The following is an 18,408-nucleotide window of genomic DNA, read 5'->3' on the forward strand; positions in this document are numbered from 1 at the left end:
AAACGAATGGCTGCGATACGTCTGCGCGCCTTCGCGGAATCCCGGGCCGCCTGATCGCGTTCAGGAAGAACGCGGTGTTGATATCGTCTCAGGCGGAAACGCGCAACGCAAAGCCGAGCAAATGAGGTCCAGCCTGTTCAAATTGACCTGATCGCGACCATTGGAATGCGGCAACAGAGCGTTGCGGCAGGCGACGATCAAACGTTCACAGGCCAGTCCGATGGCCATGCCGAAATCACCACGAAGGCCTGCGCGAGGGGGTAGTCGTCGGTGATCGTGACGTCGATCCGCGCCACCAGCCCCTGCGGCGTCAGGCTGTCCAGTCTTTCGCGCGCCGATCCGGTGAGCTCGATCGTCGGCTTGCCCGACGGCAGGTTGACGACGCCGAGTTCCTTCCAGGCAACGCCCATGCTGATGCCGCTGCCGAGCGCCTTGGAACAGGCTTCCTTGGCGGCGAACCGCTTGGCATAAGACGCCGCACGCATCTTGCGCCGGTCGGATTTGGCGCGTTCGATTTCCGTGAAGACCCGATTGGTGAAGCGCTCACCAAAACGGTCCAGCGTCTTCTCGACCCTTCGAATGTCGATCAAGTCGCTGCCAATGCCGATGATCACGCGGCTTCCCCGAAGTCCTTGACCGATTGCGCCTTCAGCGCGGCCGACATCGATGCCTGCGCTTCGGCGCGGCGCTGGCGCCGGTTTTCCTGATGGGTCGCGACCATCTTGAAGGCAATCGCGTAGACGATGGCAGCGCTTGCAAGCCCGAGCGGGATGGATCCGACGATCATCGGCTCAAGGGTCGGCCAGAGGTGGCTCAGCCCTTCATTGAAGAGCCCCTTGGAGAACAGCGCGGCATGCGGCGCTTCCGCGTCGCCCGAGGAGACGTTCAGAAGCGAAAGAACGAACCGGCCGACCTCGAAGGTCGACAGCCAGATGAAGGGGAATGTAAGCGGGTTGCCGATGGCCGTTCCGAGCGCGGCAGCAATCATCGAGCCGCGAAACAGATAGGCGACCCCGAAGCCGAGCAGGAAATGAAAGCCGATGAACGGCGTGAAGGACGAGAAGGCGCCGGCGGCGACCCCGGCGGCGACGGCGTGCGGCGTTGCCTTGAGGCGGACGATGCGCTTGCGGAAATACGCCACGCTCCGGCTCCACCCACCCTTGGGCCACAGTGCCTGCTCAATACGCTGACGCCATCCGAGCGGCTTACGCCGGCGAAACATCATGTCCCGAACCTCTTTCCCAGCCTTGCCGAGTCGGCCGATTGCCTAGTTTGCCAACCCGATTTGTCCGTCTCCAGACCTTTATGGAGAAATCTTGAAGAAATCATGATGGGCGGCATTTCAGGAAATACAAGATCCCCTCACGCGTTCTTGTCGGTCAAGGGCCGTTTGGAACAACCCTTCAGGAAAGTCCCCGGCTGCCGGGCTTGACGGCGGGAATGGCGGCAAGCTCCGGCGGCAACTCGGACGGATCATAGGACGGCACCTCGTAGTCCGCCAGAGCCACGAGCGGCCGGCCGACGTCCGCCTTTCCGGCCGACCGGTCGATCAGGCAGGCGACCGCGACCACATTGGCGCCGATCTTCTCCATTGCCGCGGTCGTCTCGCGAACGGAAAGACCCGTCGTCACGATGTCCTCGACGATGACGACCCTGGTGCCCGGCTCCATCTCGAAACGGCGCAGGCGGAACTCCCCGCCCTCGCGCTCCACCCAGACGGCAGGGACGCCGAGATGACGGGCGGTCTCGTAGCCTGGAACGATGCCGCCGACGGCCGGCGAAACCACCATGTCGATCGGACCGAGGTTCGCGGCCCTGATTTTTTCGGCCAGCGCCTTGCAGACGATTTCCGTCTTTTCCGGCGACATGAACACCCGCGCCTTCTGCAGGAACACGCTGCTGCGCCGGCCCGAACTCAGGATGAAATGCCCCTCGAGGATTGCCCCTGCCTCGCGAAAGACCGCCAGCACTTCGTCCCTTGTCATGGTCTGTCCCCTTGTCTGCTTCGGTAGCCGTCTTCAGCCGTTGACGCGCTCGACTTCCGACACGTTCACCTGCGTCTTCAACTGGGCGATGATGCGATTGAGATGCTTGAGGTCGTAGACCTCCAGATCGATGATCAGATCGTGGAAGTCGGACGTGCGCGCCACCATCCGGATATTGTCGATGTTGCCGTCGTTTTCGCTGATCGTCTGGGCGACACGCGCGAGAGAGCCCGGCACGTTGAGCGAACTGACGATGACCTGCGCCGGAAAGCGCACGGGCTTGTTGCGGTCGATGTCCCAGCGAACATCCAGCCATCTCTCCGGCTGGTCGTCGAACTGCTTCAGCGTCGGCGACTGGATCGGGTAGATGGTGATCCCCTCGCCCGGCATCAGGATGCCGACGATCCGGTCGCCCGGCACCGCCCCGCCATCCGGCGCAAAGCGCACGGGAAGGTCGCCGGCGATCGAACGGATCGGAAAGGCCGGCTGGCCCTCCCCCGGTTCCGGCACGCGGAATTTCATCGTGTCGGCACGGGCGAAACTGTACCAGCCCTCGCCCGGCGACATGGTCTCCACCACCAGCGGCGGGATCATGTAGTCGGGATAGACGGCCTTGATGACGTCGGAGGACGGGATCTCGCTGCGCCCGACACCCGCCATCACGTCGAGGGCGTTGGAAAGACCAAGCCGCGAGGCCGACTTTTCAAGCAGCGCGTCGTTGAACTCCCGACTGGCGCGCTGGAACGCGGCTTCCAGCACCTGCCGACCCACCGCCGCATACTGCTTGCGGAGTTGATCGCGCGTCGCGCGCCGGATTGCCGCCCGGGCCTTGCCGGTGATCGCGATCGATTCCCACGTCGGCGGCGGCACCTGCGAGGGCGAGCGGATGATTTCCACTTCCGAGCCGTTCTGCAGCGGCGTCACCAGCGGCATGATGGTGCCGTTGATCTTGCAGCCAACGCAGGTGTTGCCGACGTCCGTGTGGACCGCGTAGGCGAAGTCGATCGGTGTCGCCCCGCGCGGCAGGGTGATCAGCGTGCCCTTCGGCGTGAAGCAGAAGACCTGGTCCTGGAACAGTTCGAGCTTGGTGTTCTCCAGGAATTCGTCCGGATTGGCGCCGTCCGACAGCGAGGCGATCGTCATGCGAAGCCACGCGTAGGCCTGGCTTTCCTCCGAAATCTGCGGCAGCCTTTCGCCGCCGAGCAGGTCGAGCGGCCGATCCTTGTAGAGCGTGTGCGCGGCGATGCCGTATTCGGCCACCTCGTGCATGTCGTGGGTGCGGATTTGCAGTTCGACGCGCTGGCGATGCGGGCCGACCACGGTCGTATGCAGCGAACGATAGTCGTTCTGCTTGGGCGTCGAGATATAGTCCTTGAACCGCCCCATCACCGACGACCAGAGCGTATGGACGACACCGAGGCAGCGGTAGCAACTGTCGATGTCATCGACGAGCACCCGGAAGCCGTAGATGTCGGAAAGCTGCTCGAAGCCGACCCGCTTCTGCAGCATCTTGCGGAAGATCGAATAGGGCCACTTCTCGCGCCCCTTCACCTCCGCGTTGATGCCGCGCTGGGCAAAGGCCTCCACGAGTTCCTTCTCGATGTCCGCGATCAGTCCCTCGTTCTTGGTCCGAAGCTCCTGGAGGTTCCAGACGATGCGGTTGAAGGACTCCGGGTTGAGCGTCTTGAAGGCCAGATGCTCCAGTTCCTGACGCATGTCCTGCATGCCCATGCGCCCGGCCAGCGGCGCATAGATGTCCATCGTCTCCTCGGCAATCCGGCCGCGCTTGTGCTCGGGCATATAGTCGAGCGTGCGCATGTTGTGCAGCCGGTCGGCGAGCTTGACGAGCAGCACGCGCACGTCCGCTGCGACCGCGAGCAGCAGCTTGCGCAGGTTTTCCGCCTGCTCGGTGCGCTTGGAGACGAGATCGAGCCGCTTGAGCTTGGTCAGCCCTTCGACGAGACGGCCGATTTCCTCGCCGAAGATCTGGTCGATCTCGGCCCGCGTCGCGTCCGTGTCCTCGATGGTGTCGTGCAGCAGCGCGATGGCGATCGTCGCGTCATCGACATGCATGTCGGTGAGGATCGCCGCCACTTCGAGAGGATGGGAGAAATAGGGATCGCCCGAAGCCCGCTTCTGCGTGCCGTGCTTGCGCATCGCATAGACGTAGGCCTTGTTGAGGAGGGCCTCGTCGCAATTGGGATTATACCGGTGAACCCGTTCGACGAGTTCATACTGTCGCATCATGAGCTGGCGATCCGCACCAATAAAACGGCCCGCCCCTTTTTAAGGAAAGGCGAGCCGTGGAGATCGGAAGGTCCGGTGGCGAAACCGCCCGACTATCTGTTCACGGGGCTTGCGCAATGGCAGGCGGATCAGAATTCCCGATCCGCCGTGCTCCCGTCAACCCAAACTCAGATGTCTTCGACCTTTTCCGGCGGAACAAGACCTTCGAGGCCCTTGAGCAGCTCTTCTTCCGACATCCGGTCGAAGGCGAGGTCGGTGTCTTCCTCGGGGGCGTCCGGGCTGCCCAGAAGCGCCGTCGGCTCCTGCTCCGGCTCGTCGACCTCGACGTATTTCTGCAGGGAATGGATCAGGTCTTCCTTGAGATCCTGCGGCGAAACGGTCGTCTCGGCGATCTCGCGCAGGGCCACAACCGGAAACTTGTCGTTGTCGCGGTCGACGGTCAGCGGCGAACCGGACGAGATCATCCGGGCGCGATGGGCGGCGAGCAGCACCAGATCGAAACGGTTGTCGACCTTGTCGATGCAGTCTTCAACGGTCACGCGGGCCATGTCTGTCCAACTCCTTCAGTCGGTCACCCGCCTCATGCGTGACGGGACGTCAAGCGCGGCAGGGTGACAGGGTCTCCAGCACATTCGTCATCCTTCGGGCAGTGCCTGCACGGAAAGAAGCGTCAAGGCTGAGACCGAGCCTTTCCGTGGCGTCTAGCGGAATGTGTGGAATGTTTCAATGATGATCCATAAAACCGCCTCGACAAAAATGCAAGACTCCCCTAATCCTGAATTCAAGCGGGTCGACAATCTTTTTTGAGAGTCAGGGGCTCGCGGGTGCGTTGGCCTGGCCACTGATCGGAAATGCGGATTCCGATCCCCTGCATTGTATGCGGACTTTGCACGGGAAACGTGAGCAGGCGCTTCACATCAAATTGAAAGAGCTGCTGTAAAAATTCTTTCCGGCGGATTCTATCTAAGTCTCGAACAGGTGCTGGAATTGATCGGGCCACATTCCAGGCGATGTGCGAAATGATCATGGTTTAAGAGTGGCGTTTCAGATTGGTCATAGTGCGTTAACCATTTCGAATGAAAATAGCTCTGCTTGTGCCGGACTCAAGCCAAAGCGGCAGAAAAACGCAAAGACAATACAATCCAGAACGTCCGCACACTCGTTTTTAGACGAGTTGCAGTAGAAGGCTGAGCAATGTTTGACGAGCGTGAAAAGATTGCGTTATTTATTGATGGCGCTAATCTATATGCTACTGCAAAAGCGTTGGGCTTTGACATCGACTATCGCCGCCTCCTCAAGGAGTTCGGTTCGAAGGGTTATCTTCTGCGGGCGCTTTATTATACCGCACTCGCCGAAGACCAGGAATATTCCTCGATTCGCCCCCTGATCGATTGGCTGGACTACAACGGCTACAAGGTCGTTACGAAGCCGACGAAGGAATTCTACGACGCAAGCGGACGTCGCAAGATCAAGGGGTCGATGGATATCGAATTGGCCGTCGACGCCATGGTGCTCGCCGACCATGTGGACCATCTCGTGCTGTTCTCGGGGGACGGCGATTTTCGCTCGCTCGTCGAGGCTGTCCAGCGCAAGGGACGCAAGGTCAGCGTCGTTTCAACGCTGCAGACACAACCGGCAATGGTGGCCGACGAACTGCGTCGCCAGGCCGACCACTTCATCGACCTTGCAACCCTCTCCGGCAAGATCGGTCGTGATCCCCACGAGCGGGCTCCGCGTCCGAACGATCGAGCGTCCGACGACGACGAGGATTGATCGGGAGCAGTTGAAGACGGGGACGAAGACTCGGGTGGCGGCCTGAGCTTTGCCCTGGTTCCCATAGATGGGTCATCTGACGCTGCGAGTCCCGAGGCCGGGCGCAGCGTGTTTTTTCCTGTTTGCCCTGCCGCGTCAGACAAACCTGCCGTCCTTCCGAAGGTCGCGGCGGCGATGGTCGACGCAGAAGCACGGCCCCCAGAGACCGAGGAAGGAGACGCCGCGCCATGAACCGGACGGCCTTGTTCCCGTTTCCCGACGTCGATCCGGGGCGTGACTGCCCGCTCTGCCCGCGTCTGGTGGCCTTTCGCCAGTCGGCACGAGCGGAATTTCCCGACTGGCACAATGCACCGGTCCCGACATTCGGTGCGGCCGACGCCAGCTTGCTGGTCGTGGGCCTCGCGCCGGGCCTGCGCGGCGCCAACCGGACCGGACGCCCCTTCACGGGCGACTATGCCGGCGACCTCCTCTACGACACGCTGATCCGCTTCGGCTTCGCCGCCGGCAGCTTCGAGGCAAGGATCGACGACAGCCTGACGCTGGTCGGCGCCGCAGTCACCAACGCGGTGCGCTGCGTGCCGCCGGAAAACAAGCCGGTCGGCGCCGAAATCAACGCCTGCCGGCCTTTCCTCACCGAGACGATCGGGAAATTCCGAAATCTCAAGGCCATCGTCGCCCTTGGACGCATCGCCCACGATTCGACCCTGAAAGCGCTGAAGCCATTCCTGTCGGCATCGCCGTCGGCCTATACCTTTAGCCATGGCGCCATGCATCGCTTGAGCGGGCCGAACGGTCCCCTGCTCTTCGCCGACAGCTATCACTGCTCGCGCTACAACACGAACACCGGGCGCCTGACGCCGGAGATGTTCCGCGACGTCTTCTCCGCCGTCCGCGCCGAGATCGACAGCACCTCCTGATGTCCTGACGGTCTTCAGCCTGCCGGGGGCAGGCAGAAGGCGAAGAGCCCACCCATCGGCGTCACGACGCTGAGCGCCGCAAGCCCGATCAGACCGAGACCCATCGCGATTCGAAGCTGCGGCCGCCGCGCCAGCGACTTCATGCCGCCAAGGCCCAGCGCCGTCATGGTCACGGACGGCATGGTCCCGAGACCGAAGCCGAACATCACGGCCGCGCCCGAAAGCGCCGAACCCGAGAGCATCGCGTAGAAGAGCGCGCCAAACACCATGCCGCACGGCAGAAATCCCCAGGCGAGCCCAGATCCGAAGGCAACGCCCGGCCGCGCACCCGCGGGAACCGGGTTCAGCGCCATGAAGCGGGTGACGGGCCGGGTCAGACGGTCGAGCAGAGAGAGCGGCGGCGCGAGCCCGGTTAGCGTCAGGCCGATCCACGCGAGAGTCGCGGCCGCCGCCCATTGCAGGAACCGGTAGGCCACCGCCTGATCGAAAAGCCCGTAAAGGGATGTTCCGGCGAGACCGACGGCAGCACCCGCCGCAGTGTAGGCGACGGCCTTGCCCGCCTGGGCGCTCAAAAGAATGCGCAGACGCGTCAACGGTTTATCATCCGGGGAAATCGCGAACATCAGCGACGAGGCAATCGCGCCGCACATTCCGGCGCAATGGAGGCTGCTCGCAAGGCCGAGCAAAAGACCGCCGAAAAATGTCAGACTGTTCACGTCCATGTTGCTTGCCGGATCCGCTCATTCGATGGAACGACACCGAGAAACCACGCCCGGCAAGCCTTTGCCTTGATCCGCGTCAAATCCTCACGTGATCACGTCCGGCGCCGTCCGTCCCGTGCGCTCGCCAATACCGGCAAGCGAATCGGCCGCCGCGATGACGTCGGCAAGCGCCTCCTGGGCATCAAGGCGGTGACGGCTCGCGTCCGGCTCGAATTTCTCAAGATAGACGCGGATCGTCGCGCCCTGGGTCCCGGTGCCGGAAAGGCGGAAGACGAGCCGCTCACCGCCTTTGAAGAAGATGCGAATCCCCTGCCCCGTTGTCACCGACCCGTCCACGGGGTCCGTGTAGGCGAAGTCGTCGGCAGCGGAGATCTCCAGCGGCCCGACCGTCTGCCCGGGCATGTCGCCGAAGCGCCGGCGGAGATTCGCCATCAGACCGTTGGCGGCGTCGAGATCAACGGCCTCGTAGTCGTGGCGGGTGTAGAAGGTGCGCCCGAACTCGGCCCAGTGCCCCGACTGGATGGCCGCGATCGTCTCCTTGCGCACCGCCTGGATGTTGAGCCACATGAGAACGGCCCAGACGCCATCCTTCTCGCGCACGTGGTCGGAACCGGTGCCCGCGCTTTCCTCGCCGCAGAGCGTCACCTTGCCCGCATCGAGCAGGTTGCCGAAGAATTTCCAGCCCGTCGGCGTCTCGTAGCAGTCGATGCCGAGCTTGGCGGCGACCCGGTCGACAGCGCCGCTGGTCGGCATGGAGCGGGCGACGCCCGCAAGCCCCTTCGTATAGCCCTTGGCGAGATGCGCGTTGGCCGCGATCATCGCGAGGCTGTCGGAGGGCGTCACAACGGCCCCGCGCCCGATGACGATGTTGCGGTCGCCGTCGCCGTCCGAGGCAGCCCCCATGTCCGGCGCGTCGGCCGAGGCCATCAGGTCGTAGAGTTCCTTGGCATAAATCGGGTTGGGATCGGGATGCCCGCCGCCGAAGTCGGGCAGCGGCACGGCATTGACCACAGTCCCGACGGGCGCGCCGAGCCGTCCTTCCAGAATCGCCTTGGCATAAGGACCGGTCGCCGCATGCATCGCATCGAAGCGCATGGTGAAGCCGGAGGCGAACATCGCGGCGATGGCCGGGAAATCGAACAGCGTCTCCATCAGGTCCACATAGTCGGAGACGGGATCGATGATCTCGATCTCGGAGCCGCCGATCGCCGTCGTCCCGATGACCGACAGGTCGACGTCCGGCGCCTGCGCGATTCTGTAGACCGTGATCGTCCTGGTGTGCTCGAAGATCGCCGAGGTCACGGCCTCGTTCGCCGGCCCGCCGTTGGCCATGTTGAACTTCAGGCCGAAGTCGCCGTGCAGGCCGCCCGGATTGTGGCTGGCCGACAGGATGAGGCCACCGAAAGCGCCGCGCCTGCGAATGATGTTGGAGGCGGCCGGTGTCGACAGCAGCCCGTTCTGACCGACGATCAGCTTTTTCGCGCCGGCGGCGGACGCCATCTTGAGGATGGTCTGGATCGCACTGTCGTTGAAATAGCGGCCGTCGCCGCCCACCACCAGCGTCTTGCCGGCAATGCCGCCGACGCCCTCGAAGATCGACTGGACGTAATTTTCAAGATACCCCGGCGTCATGAAGACGTCGGTCTTCTTGCGCAGGCCTGAGGTTCCGGGCTTCTGGCCTTCTATGGGCCTGGTCTCAACGGTCGTATTGGTCATCGCCGCCCCCTTTTTGCTTGCCCTCGTTTGATCCTGATCTTTTCGAAGATCGCGATCGACTGCGCCTCGATGGTCAGAACGGCTCCCGGCTCATGCCGTTCCATATCGACGCTGCCCGCCGCCTCGGCAGTCGAGAAGACACGCCGCCAGTAGCGGCCGCGTCGTGTCGGCGGCAAGGTGAACCGGATCGCATCGCCTTCACCGTTGAAGATCAGCATCACCGGCATGGCGTCGTCAAATTCATCGCGCGCGGCCGCGTTGCGCACGATCAGGCCGAAACAGCGGAAATGCGGCTGCCGCCACTCCGTGTTGGTCACGGCCCTCCCGGTCGGCGTGACCCACTGCACCTCAAGCTGGCCATCCGCGGCACGGATCTTCGAATGCAGGAACGTCGGCTGGCGCAGCACCGGATGGCTGCGCCTGATCTGGATCAGCGACGCCACGAAGTCCGGCAGTTCCGGATCCCCTGCCACCGCGGACCAGTCGACCCAGCCGGTGGGATTGTCCTGGCAATAGGCGTTGTTGTTGCCGCCCTGGCTGTTGCCCACTTCGTCGCCGGCCGTGAGCATCGGCGTGCCCTGAGACAGCATCAGCGTGGTCAGGAAGTTCCGTGTCGTCCGGCGCCTTGCGGCAAGGATGTCCGGGTCGCTCGTCGGGCCCTCGACGCCGTGATTGTTGGACAGATTCTCGCTGTGACCATCCCGGTTGTCCTCGAGGTTGGCCTCATTGTGCTTGTGCTCGTAGGCGACAATGTCGGCGAGCGTGAAGCCGTCGTGCGCGTCGATGAAGTTGACCGAACTCCACGGCCGGCGCCCTCTCTTGTCGAAGAGGTCGGCAGACCCGAGCAGGCGCGTCGCAAGATCGGGCGTGACCGCCTCGTCGCCGCGCCAGAAGCGGCGGACCGTATCGCGGTACTTGTCGTTCCATTCCGAAAAGCCGGGCGGAAAATTGCCAACCTGATAGCCGCCGGGCCCGATGTCCCAGGGTTCGGCGATCAGCTTGACCTTGGACAGAACCGGATCCTGCTGCATGGCCGACAGCATGCGGCCATGGGGATTGAAGCCGTGCGGCTCGCGCCCGACCGTCGTCGCCAGATCGAAGCGGAAACCGTCGACACCGAGGACGTCCACCCAATGGCGCAGCGAATCCATGACCAGCGCGAGCACACGCGGGTGGCTCGTGTTGAAGGTGTTCCCGGTGCCGGTGTCGTTGACATAATAGCGCGGATTGTTGCGCACGAGCCGGTAGTAGCTGGCGTTGTCGATGCCGCGATAGCTCACCGTCGAGCCGAGATGGTCCACCTCGCCCGTGTGATTGTAGACGACATCGAGAATGACCTCGATGCCCGCCGCATGGAACCGGTCGACCATCGCGCGCACCCGGTTGAGGATGCTGTCCGGCCGCCCGCGGTCGTAGCGCGGCTCCGGCGCGAAATAGGAGATCGGGCTGTAGCCCCAGTAGTTGACGAGGCCGCGCCGGCACAGAAAGCCTTCGTCCATGAAGGCCTGCAGTGGCAGCAGTTCGATGGCGGTAATGCCGAGGCGGGTCAGATGCTCAAGCACCGGCCCGCTGGCGAGCCCCTCATAGGTGCCGCGAAGACCTTGCGGAACGTCCTCGCGCAGCATCGTCATGCCCTTGAGATGCGCCTCGTAGATGACGGTTTCAGTCCATCGCCGGCCCGGACCGGCAATCGTCTCGCCTTCGAAGGACGTGTCGACGATGATGCCCTTGGGGGTGACGTGGCCGCTGTCGCGCGTATCGAAGGTCAGGTCGTCGAGCGTGCGCGACACATAGCCGGCCATCAGTTCGTCGGTGCGCATCCGCCCGCTGATTGCCTTGGCATAGGGGTCGATGAGCAGCTTGTGGTGATTAAAGCGGTGCCCCTCTTCCGGCTTGTAGGGCCCGTGGACGCGGTAGCCGTAGAACATGCCCGGCTTCAGCCCCGGCACATAGCCGTGCCAGACCTCGTCGGTATGTTCCGGCAGGCGGATGCGCGCCAGCTCGCGCCCCGTCAGCGGCTCGTGGATGCACAGGTCCACGGCGCTGGCATGCGCTGAAAAGAGAGCGAAATTGGTCCCGCCGCCGTCGAAGGTCGCGCCCAGCGGGTACGCCTTTCCCGCCTCGACCTTGCCCCATGTCAGATCGCTAGAAACGACAGCATCCGCCAAGTAGGTTACTCCACACCCTCTCCGGCCAGCGAACGATAGAGCTCCACATAGGTCGCTGCCGACTCGTCCCAGCCAACGGGGTGCAGCATTGCCCGCTTCTGCAGCTTGCGCCAGACCTTGCGATCGGAAAAGAGCTGGAAAGCCCGCTCGATACCGAACCACAGCCCCGGCGCGGTCACCGGCGAGAACTGCACGCCAGTCGCAACCCCCGTGCGGATGGCCGCGTCATTCGCGTCGATGACCGTATCCGCAAGGCCGCCCGTGCGCGCGACCACGGGAATGGTGCCGTAGCGCAGGCCATAGAGCTGGGTGAGGCCGCAAGGCTCGAAGCGGGAGGGCACGAGAATGGCATCCGAGCCGCCCTGCATCAGATGGGACAGGCCCTCGTCATAGCCGATGCTGACACCGATCCGACCCGGAAACTGGCGTGCCGCGTCAGTGAAGACCCGCTCCAGCCCCGCTTCGCCGGAGCCGAGCAAGGCGACCTGGCCGCCCCGGTGGACGATCTCGCCAAGATGCGGAACCAGCAGATCGAGGCCCTTCTGGTAGGTCAACCGGCTGATCACACAGAAAAGAAGCGCACTTGAATCTGTTGCCAGTCCAAAGGCTTGCTGGACTTTCTTCTTGTTCGCGGACCGGCTGCCGAGCCTGGCCTGGGAATAGGTCTGGGCAAGTTCGGCATCAGTTTCCGGATTCCAGATATCAAGGTCGATGCCATTGAGAATGCCGGACGTCGCGGTCGCCCGCTCGTTGAGCACGCCCTCCATGCCCATGCCGAATTCCGGCGTACGCAACTCGCGCGCATAGGTCGGACTGACGGTCGTCAGATGATCGGAGAAGACGAGGCCCGCCTTCAGGAACGAGGTCTGGCCGTAGAATTCGAGCCCCGCCGGCGTGAAGAAGGATCGCGGCAGTCCGAATCCGTTTTCGAGGGACAGGCTGCAAAGCCCCTGGAACGCGATGTTGTGAATGGTGAACATCGTGGCCGGAACCGGGCCCTCGCTCGCCGCGATATAGGCCGAGGTCAGGCCGGCCTGCCAGTCGTGGCTGTGCACGACGTCCGGAACCCAGCCATTGGCGCCGGCGATGCCGACCTCCGCACCGACCTTGGCAAGAGCCGCGAACCGCCGGGCATTGTCCGGCCAGTCGCGACCGTCGGGCCCGAGATAGGGATTGCCGATGCGGTCGTAGAGATGCGGCGCATCAATGGCGAGAACCTCGAGGCCGTCGCGACTGGTTCCCGTCAGCAGGCGAGCGCTGCCGCCGAAAAGATCGCTCCAGTTCTTCGCCGGTTTGGCCTTCGGCAACGCGGCCAGCACGGCGGGATATCCGGGCAGCAGCACCCTGACGTCGCAGCCCAGTTTTTTCAGCGCCAGTGGCAAGGCGCCCACCACGTCGGCTAATCCGCCGGTCTTGATCAGCGGATAGCATTCCGACGCCACGAAGAGAATGCGCAAGCCGGCCCCCTCGCATCGATAGTCAGCCCCACAACATACGGCAAAATTCATTGCCGAACATTGAGCAGCCATTTGAATGAATGCATGCCCAAGGGTTTCTTGCGATGGCAGCCCCTATCGCCATCGCCGGCAACCGCCCGGAGACGCGTCTACAAGCCGAGCTTGTCGATCATCGGCTGGGTGATCAGGCAGACGCCGCCTTCCGACCGCCGGAAACGGCGCGCGTCTTCCTCAGGATCCTCGCCGACGACCAGTCCGGGCGGAATGACCACACCCCGGTCGATGACGACCTTGTTCAGCCGCGCGCCGCGATTGATCTCGACATAGGGCAAGGCCACGACATGCTCGACATCCGAGAAGGAATGAGCACGCACGCCGGTAAAGAGCAGCGACTTGTCGATCCGGGCTCCGGAAATGATGCAGTTGCCCGAAACGAGGGAACTCGTCGCCGAACCGCGGCGCCCCTCCTCGTCATGGACGAATTTTGCCGGCGGAACGATCTCGCCATAGGTCCAGATCGGCCAGTCCCGGTCGTAGAGGTCGAGTTCGGGCACGAAATCGGTCAGGTCGATATTGGCTTCCCAGAAGGCGTCGACGGTGCCGACATCGCGCCAGTAGGAGGTCGCCTCGGAGGATGAGCGGACGCAGGAGTTGGTGAAGCGGTGGGCCATCGCCTTGCCGTTCTTCACCAGGTCCGGAATGATGTCCTTGCCGAAGTCATGCGCGGAATTGGGATCGTCGGCGTCCTTGCGCAGAAGCTCGAACAAAAGCTTGGTCTCGAAGACATAGATGCCCATGGACGCCAGCGCCATGTCGGGATTGTCCGGCATGCCCGGCGGATCGGCAGGCTTTTCCACGAAATCGATGATCTGGTCCTTGGCATCGACATGCATCACGCCGAAGGCCACCGCCTCCATGCGCGGCACCTCGATGCATCCGACAGTCACGTCCGCGCCGGAGTTGACATGCTCCTCGAGCATGACCTCGTAGTCCATCTTGTAGACGTGGTCGCCGGCCAGAATGACGATGAACTCGGGCTCATAGGCCTCGACGATGTCGATATTCTGCGTCACGGCGTCGGCCGTGCCGACATACCACTTCTCCTCCGAGACGCGCTGCGAGGCCGGAAGGATATCGAAACTTTCGTTGCGTTCCTCGCGGAAGAAGTTCCAGCCCCGCTGCAGGTGGCGGATCAGGCTGTGGGCCTTGTATTGCGTCGCGACCGAAATACGGCGAATGCCGGAATTCATGGCGTTGGACAAAGCGAAATCGATGATCCGGCTCTTGCCGCCGAAATAGACGGCGGGCTTGGCGCGCCGGTCGGTCAACTCCTTGAGACGGGAGCCTCGCCCGCCCGCCAGCACGAAGGCCATCGCGTTTCGGCCAAGCCTGCGGCTTGCATATGCTCTCTCGGACATCGCCTCCCCCTTTCGGTTGCTGCGGCATGCATGTGTTCACGCCGTTTGGCCGGTCCGCCGTTCCTCGGGCGGTTGCGACCAGATGCCTCAGAGGGCCACTATGACCGGAGAAACAGGCCTTGTCTGCCCCCCTAGAAGATTGGCCCAGAACATTTTTTTGCGGGCCAATCTTCCCTGACGGCCGAAGCCGATCGTCAGAATAGCGAGAAGTTGAAGTTGCTGAGGTTGCTAAGGCTGCTGAAGCGGCTGTCGCTGCTATCGAGCACGACGACCTCCGTCCCGATCGGCACCCGGTTGTAGAGATCGATGATGTCCTGGTTGATGAGCCGGATGCAACCGGACGACATGGAATGCCCGATCGACCAGGGCTCGGCGGTGCCGTGCAGGCGGTAGAGCGTGTCGCGGTCGCCCTGATAGAGATAGAGAGCGCGGGCTCCGAGCGCATTCTCCGGCCCCGGCGGCTGGCCCTTGGCAAAGGGACGCGCACGCGGATCGCGGGCGACCATCTCGGCCGGCGGGGTCCAGGTCGGCCAAGCCTGCTTGCGCTTGATGACGGCCTTGCCGGACCAGCCGAAGCCTTCCCGCCCGACACCGACACCGTAGCGGATGGCCTTGCCGTCGCGTTCGGTCAGATAGAGAAACTTGTTCGCCGGATCGACAACGATGGTTCCGACCGGATAGGGCGCGGAGTAGTAGACCTCCTGACGCCAGTATTTCGGGTCGATCTGCTTCAGATCGATGCCGGGCAACGGGAAGCGGTCATCCGTCACCGGCGCATACATCGACAAATAGCGGCGATCGGCACGCGGATCGCGCAGGCGCGGCTGCAGCATCGAACTGTCGGCGCAACCGGCCAGCGCCAGGGGTACCGCACCCAGCAGAAAACGCCGGGTCATGCGGGACGACGCAGTGGTTTCGGTTGACGTGTCAGGCTCGTTGTCGTGGAAAAGCATCAATGAAAACCTCGTTCGGACGAACTGGGCGGGAGATGGCGCCACCCTGCGCTCGGAGCATTTCCCGGTCAGGCGGAACTGCCTGTTGGTCAGGAAAAGCCCCGGAATACAAGGCTGGAGCATAGTCTTGCCGCTCAAGCCGGATCAACCTGAGCGAATTCGGCGCAGGCCGAAGCTTCAAGGGGAAAGTTCAAGAAATGCTTGCCGGTTCCTTCCGTGTCAGGAAAAAGGCCCGCCGATCACGGAGAATTCAACGCCGCTGCTCCGAGGACCCGAGGAGCAGGACAAAGGCAAGCGCGATCCACGCAAGGATGAGCAATGTGCCGCCGGTCGGCGCGGCCATGGGAAACAGCGATTCTCCCGCATAGGTGCGGTAAGAGACATCGCCGGCGAAGATGACGGTTCCGGCGATCATGAACAGCAGCACCAGCCGGCGCCAGAACGTGCTGAAAGGGGCCGCCGTGCCGAGAAAGACGACGGGGCCGGCGTGGACCATCAGCATCCAGCCCGCGGTCGTGTAATTGCCGCCAGAATCCACATGCGCGCCGGCCGAAAGCGCCACAAGCCCCGCTGCGCCGAAAAGAGCGCCGAAGGCAGCCAGAATCCGGTCGACGAAATGGGTCATGGCAACATCCGATCCTGCTCAGAAATCCTGGAGCGGCATGCCGTCACGCGGAACCATATGCGTGCTGCACGTCGCCCTGCATGTTTGAATCCGGAGCATATCGGTCTCGTTCATGCGCTTTCGCTCGAACGCTTTATGCTCTAGGCAAGCCATAGGCTTGACGAACTTTCTTCGCAACGCGCCTTTTTGACCAACCCGATCACGGTTTTGCCATTTGCCTCCCGTTATCACCATCGACGATCCGGACGATCCGCGCATCGAGGCCTTCCGCAACGTCCGCGACCGGGATGTCGTCGGACGCGGCGAAGGCTTCATCGCCGAAGGCGAGGTGGTGATCCGCCAGTTGCTGCGCTCGGCCGACTTCGAAGCAGCCAGCCTGCTGGTCGCCGCGCACAGGATCGAGACCCGGCACGCGCTGCTGGCCGAGGTGCCCGACGCGGCTCCCGTCTACGCCGCCGGCCAGTCGGTCATGAACGCCATCGTCGGATTCGACATTCACCGCGGCCTGCTCGCGCTCGGCAGGCGGCGGCAGGACCGGTCGGCGGATGACCTCATCCAGACCCGGCCGCGCACGGTCGTCGGCCTCGTCGGCATCGCCAATCACGACAACATGGGCGGCATCTTCCGCAACTGCGCCGCCTTCGGCGTCGACACCGTGCTGCTGGACGAGACCAGCTGCGATCCGCTCTACCGCAAGGCGCTGCGGGTCTCCGTCGGCGGCATCCTGCGCGTGCCCTTCGCCCGCGCCGGCAGCGGACCGGACCTCGTCGAGAGGCTGCGCCGGCACGGCTACACACCCGTGGGATTGTCACCGGCCGGCAGCCGCACACTGTCGGAGATCGGCGCCATCCCGAACGCGGCCCTGATCCTCGGGGCCGAGGGTCCCGGGTTGCCGGACGACGTGCTCCGCGCAGCGACGACCGTGCGGATCGACATGTCGGGCGGCTTCGACAGCCTCAATGTCGCGACCACCAGCGGCATCGCCCTTTACGAACTGACGCGGCGGGAGGCCTGAGCAAGAAGCCTGAGCGGGACTACTCCCTGACGGGCTCCGGATGGCTGACGATCCGCAGGATCGAGGGCCAGCGCTCGCGCACCGCCCGCTCCAGCTGATCGAGCCGTTCGTGAACGTCCGCCGTTGCCGTCGCGGCCGGGAAACGGCAGTGGAAGACGACGAAGATCCCCTCCCCGAGCTGACGGACGCGGACGTTGTGGACGTCGGCGATCTGAAGCGAAAAGGCGGCGTGACGCAGGTCCGCGAAGATTGCCTCGGTCGTCTGCGCGTCGACGTCTTCGCCCGGCAACAGATCGACCATCATCGGTTCCAGATGGGTCTCGACCTCGACATCGCCGCCAAGTTCCGCCCGGATCGCCTCTTCCACCTGGGTCGCCGCATCATGGGAGGCGCCAAGCGGCATCTCTGCCTCCACCTCGATGTCGAGGCTGATCGACAGGCGGTCGCCGAGATGCTGGATGGTGATGTGATGGACGGGAATGCCGACACGCACGGCCGCCAGCAGGACCTGTTCGCGGACCGACTCCTCGCTCACCGCGACCGGCTGCGTGCTGACCACCACCTCCGCCTCGCCGAGTTCGTCGGCAATCGTCTTCGTAACCCGCGACTTGAGCGTTGCCAGCTCCTCCTGCGCGAAGCTGCGCGGCACGCCGAGGCCGACATCGACGAAATGCGTGTGGCCGACCTTCCGGATGCGGATGAAGTCGACCGCGACGACACCGGGGACATCGTCGACGCTCCGTGTCAGCGACTTGATCAGCCCGCGCGGCACCGCATCGGTCAACTGATCGATGGTCGTCTTCAGGAGCTTGAGGGCGAGCACGGCAATCAGCACGGCGACGGCCAGCGTTGCCACGGAATCGGCACCCTGGAAGCCCGCAAGGGTCGCGAGAAAGCCGGCCAGAACCGCCAGCGACGAAAGAACGTCGGAGCCGAAGTGCAGCGCGTCGGCGGCAAGGGCGGCGCTGCCTGTCTCGCGCGCGACCTTCGAGAGGTCATGGGCCCGCCAGATGTTGACGACGATCTCGACGCCGAGAACCGCGAAGGCGATCGCATTGACATCCGGTGCGGGCGCGCCCTCCCTCAACCGCCCCACGGCCTCGGCGGAAACGATGCCGGCAAAGACGAGCAGCAGCGCCGCTTCGGCCAGCGCCGCCAGCGCCTCGAACTTGCCGTGACCGTAGGGATGGGTCTCGTCCGGCGGCCTGTCCGCGATTCTCACCGCCATCAGCGTGACGAAGGTCGCCAGGAAATCCGTGCCGGAATGAAAGGCATCGGTGATGAGGGCGAGCGAGCCGATCATCAGGCCGACGGCGAGCTTGGCGCCCGCCAGCGAAAGGCTCGCGACCAGCGAGATGAGGGCGACACGCTGCTTGCGGGTCATGATCGTCCCTCACGGCCCGGCGGTACCG

16 protein-coding genes are annotated in these 18,408 nt (G+C 63.7%); 3 read left to right on the forward strand and 13 right to left on the reverse strand.

What is annotated here, in order from left to right:
* Positions 1 to 197 precede the first annotated feature (197 nt).
* The 5 genes from acpS to rpoZ form a co-directional block, all read right to left on the reverse strand.
* Complete coding sequence (acpS, locus tag HDIA_RS13800) at positions 198 to 614, reverse strand: holo-ACP synthase (RefSeq protein WP_099556690.1); 417 nt, start codon at positions 612 to 614, stop codon at positions 198 to 200.
* Positions 611 to 1,141 carry a DUF2062 domain-containing protein gene (locus tag HDIA_RS13805; protein ID WP_245883870.1) on the reverse strand — a complete coding sequence of 177 codons (531 nt, stop codon included), beginning with the start codon at positions 1,139 to 1,141 and terminating at the stop codon, positions 611 to 613. Before HDIA_RS13805 ends, acpS begins: the two co-directional genes overlap by 4 nt.
* Before the next feature lie 262 nt (positions 1,142 to 1,403).
* Positions 1,404 to 1,985, reverse strand: coding sequence for an orotate phosphoribosyltransferase (pyrE, locus tag HDIA_RS13810; RefSeq protein ID WP_099556692.1), 582 nt, complete (start codon positions 1,983 to 1,985; stop codon positions 1,404 to 1,406).
* Positions 1,986 to 2,018: 33 nt separating this feature from the next.
* A complete protein-coding gene (locus HDIA_RS13815; RefSeq protein ID WP_099556693.1) occupies positions 2,019 to 4,232 on the reverse strand; it encodes a RelA/SpoT family protein in 2,214 nt (737 codons plus the stop codon).
* Between the two features lie 167 nt (positions 4,233 to 4,399).
* On the reverse strand, positions 4,400 to 4,780 hold the full coding sequence (rpoZ, locus tag HDIA_RS13820) for a DNA-directed RNA polymerase subunit omega (protein ID WP_099556694.1): 381 nt from the start codon (positions 4,778 to 4,780) through the stop codon (positions 4,400 to 4,402).
* 646 nt (positions 4,781 to 5,426) lie between these two features.
* On the opposite strand from rpoZ, the gene HDIA_RS13825 reads away from it, so the two are divergent.
* Positions 5,427 to 6,005, forward strand: a complete 579-nt coding sequence (locus HDIA_RS13825; RefSeq protein WP_099556695.1) for a LabA-like NYN domain-containing protein — start codon at positions 5,427 to 5,429, stop codon at positions 6,003 to 6,005.
* Between the two features lie 227 nt (positions 6,006 to 6,232).
* Positions 6,233 to 6,922: a uracil-DNA glycosylase gene (locus tag HDIA_RS13830; RefSeq protein ID WP_099556696.1), complete on the forward strand. Its 690-nt coding sequence runs from the start codon at positions 6,233 to 6,235 to the stop codon at positions 6,920 to 6,922.
* Positions 6,923 to 6,936: 14 nt separating this feature from the next.
* On the opposite strand, the gene HDIA_RS13835 is transcribed toward HDIA_RS13830, so the two are convergent.
* From HDIA_RS13835 to HDIA_RS13865, 7 genes are all read right to left on the reverse strand, one after another.
* Positions 6,937 to 7,644 carry a sulfite exporter TauE/SafE family protein gene (locus HDIA_RS13835; RefSeq protein WP_245883871.1) on the reverse strand — a complete coding sequence of 236 codons (708 nt, stop codon included), beginning with the start codon at positions 7,642 to 7,644 and terminating at the stop codon, positions 6,937 to 6,939.
* Between the two features lie 84 nt (positions 7,645 to 7,728).
* Positions 7,729 to 9,360 (reverse strand): alpha-D-glucose phosphate-specific phosphoglucomutase, encoded by a 1,632-nt coding sequence (locus HDIA_RS13840; RefSeq protein WP_099556697.1) that lies wholly within the window; start codon positions 9,358 to 9,360, stop codon positions 7,729 to 7,731.
* Positions 9,357 to 11,528 carry a glycogen debranching protein GlgX gene (gene glgX / locus HDIA_RS13845; protein WP_197708027.1) on the reverse strand — a complete coding sequence of 724 codons (2,172 nt, stop codon included), beginning with the start codon at positions 11,526 to 11,528 and terminating at the stop codon, positions 9,357 to 9,359. Before glgX ends, HDIA_RS13840 begins: the two co-directional genes overlap by 4 nt.
* 5 nt (positions 11,529 to 11,533) lie before the next feature.
* Positions 11,534 to 13,036 (reverse strand): glycogen synthase GlgA, encoded by a 1,503-nt coding sequence (gene glgA, locus HDIA_RS13850; RefSeq protein WP_197708028.1) that lies wholly within the window; start codon positions 13,034 to 13,036, stop codon positions 11,534 to 11,536.
* Between the two features lie 98 nt (positions 13,037 to 13,134).
* Complete coding sequence (gene glgC / locus HDIA_RS13855; protein WP_099556699.1) at positions 13,135 to 14,403, reverse strand: glucose-1-phosphate adenylyltransferase; 1,269 nt, start codon at positions 14,401 to 14,403, stop codon at positions 13,135 to 13,137.
* A gap of 194 nt (positions 14,404 to 14,597) precedes the next feature.
* Positions 14,598 to 15,299: a L,D-transpeptidase gene (locus tag HDIA_RS13860; protein ID WP_099558903.1), complete on the reverse strand. Its 702-nt coding sequence runs from the start codon at positions 15,297 to 15,299 to the stop codon at positions 14,598 to 14,600.
* Positions 15,300 to 15,606: 307 nt separating this feature from the next.
* Positions 15,607 to 15,981 (reverse strand): DUF423 domain-containing protein, encoded by a 375-nt coding sequence (locus HDIA_RS13865; RefSeq protein ID WP_099556700.1) that lies wholly within the window; start codon positions 15,979 to 15,981, stop codon positions 15,607 to 15,609.
* A gap of 214 nt (positions 15,982 to 16,195) precedes the next feature.
* On the opposite strand from HDIA_RS13865, the gene HDIA_RS13870 reads away from it, so the two are divergent.
* Complete coding sequence (locus tag HDIA_RS13870; RefSeq protein WP_099556701.1) at positions 16,196 to 16,996, forward strand: TrmH family RNA methyltransferase; 801 nt, start codon at positions 16,196 to 16,198, stop codon at positions 16,994 to 16,996.
* Positions 16,997 to 17,015: 19 nt separating this feature from the next.
* Here the strand turns inward: HDIA_RS13870 and HDIA_RS13875 are convergent, their stop codons facing one another.
* The gene (locus tag HDIA_RS13875; RefSeq protein ID WP_197708029.1) at positions 17,016 to 18,380 is read right to left on the reverse strand and encodes a cation diffusion facilitator family transporter; all 1,365 of its coding nucleotides are present in this window, start codon (positions 18,378 to 18,380) and stop codon (positions 17,016 to 17,018) included.
* Between the last annotated feature and the right edge of the window lie 28 nt (positions 18,381 to 18,408).

The sequence above is a fragment of the Hartmannibacter diazotrophicus genome (assembly GCF_900231165.1).
GTDB lineage: Bacteria > Pseudomonadota > Alphaproteobacteria > Rhizobiales > Pleomorphomonadaceae > Hartmannibacter > Hartmannibacter diazotrophicus.

What these genes read in the sequence shown, in the direction of transcription:
- pyrE (WP_099556692.1), bottom strand. Translation starts at nt 1,985, where the DNA reads ATGACAAGGGACGAAGTGCTGGCGGTCTTTCGCGAGGCAGGGGCAATC.
- HDIA_RS13815 (WP_099556693.1), bottom strand. Translation starts at nt 4,232, where the DNA reads ATGATGCGACAGTATGAACTCGTCGAACGGGTTCACCGGTATAATCCC.
- rpoZ (WP_099556694.1), bottom strand. Translation starts at nt 4,780, where the DNA reads ATGGCCCGCGTGACCGTTGAAGACTGCATCGACAAGGTCGACAACCGT.
- HDIA_RS13825 (WP_099556695.1), top strand. Translation starts at nt 5,427, where the DNA reads ATGTTTGACGAGCGTGAAAAGATTGCGTTATTTATTGATGGCGCTAAT.
- HDIA_RS13830 (WP_099556696.1), top strand. Translation starts at nt 6,233, where the DNA reads ATGAACCGGACGGCCTTGTTCCCGTTTCCCGACGTCGATCCGGGGCGT.
- HDIA_RS13835 (WP_245883871.1), bottom strand. Translation starts at nt 7,644, where the DNA reads ATGGACGTGAACAGTCTGACATTTTTCGGCGGTCTTTTGCTCGGCCTT.
- HDIA_RS13840 (WP_099556697.1), bottom strand. Translation starts at nt 9,360, where the DNA reads ATGACCAATACGACCGTTGAGACCAGGCCCATAGAAGGCCAGAAGCCC.
- glgA (WP_197708028.1), bottom strand. Translation starts at nt 13,036, where the DNA reads ATGAATTTTGCCGTATGTTGTGGGGCTGACTATCGATGCGAGGGGGCC.
- glgC (WP_099556699.1), bottom strand. Translation starts at nt 14,403, where the DNA reads ATGTCCGAGAGAGCATATGCAAGCCGCAGGCTTGGCCGAAACGCGATG.
- HDIA_RS13860 (WP_099558903.1), bottom strand. Translation starts at nt 15,299, where the DNA reads ATGACCCGGCGTTTTCTGCTGGGTGCGGTACCCCTGGCGCTGGCCGGT.
- HDIA_RS13865 (WP_099556700.1), bottom strand. Translation starts at nt 15,981, where the DNA reads ATGACCCATTTCGTCGACCGGATTCTGGCTGCCTTCGGCGCTCTTTTC.
- HDIA_RS13875 (WP_197708029.1), bottom strand. Translation starts at nt 18,380, where the DNA reads ATGACCCGCAAGCAGCGTGTCGCCCTCATCTCGCTGGTCGCGAGCCTT.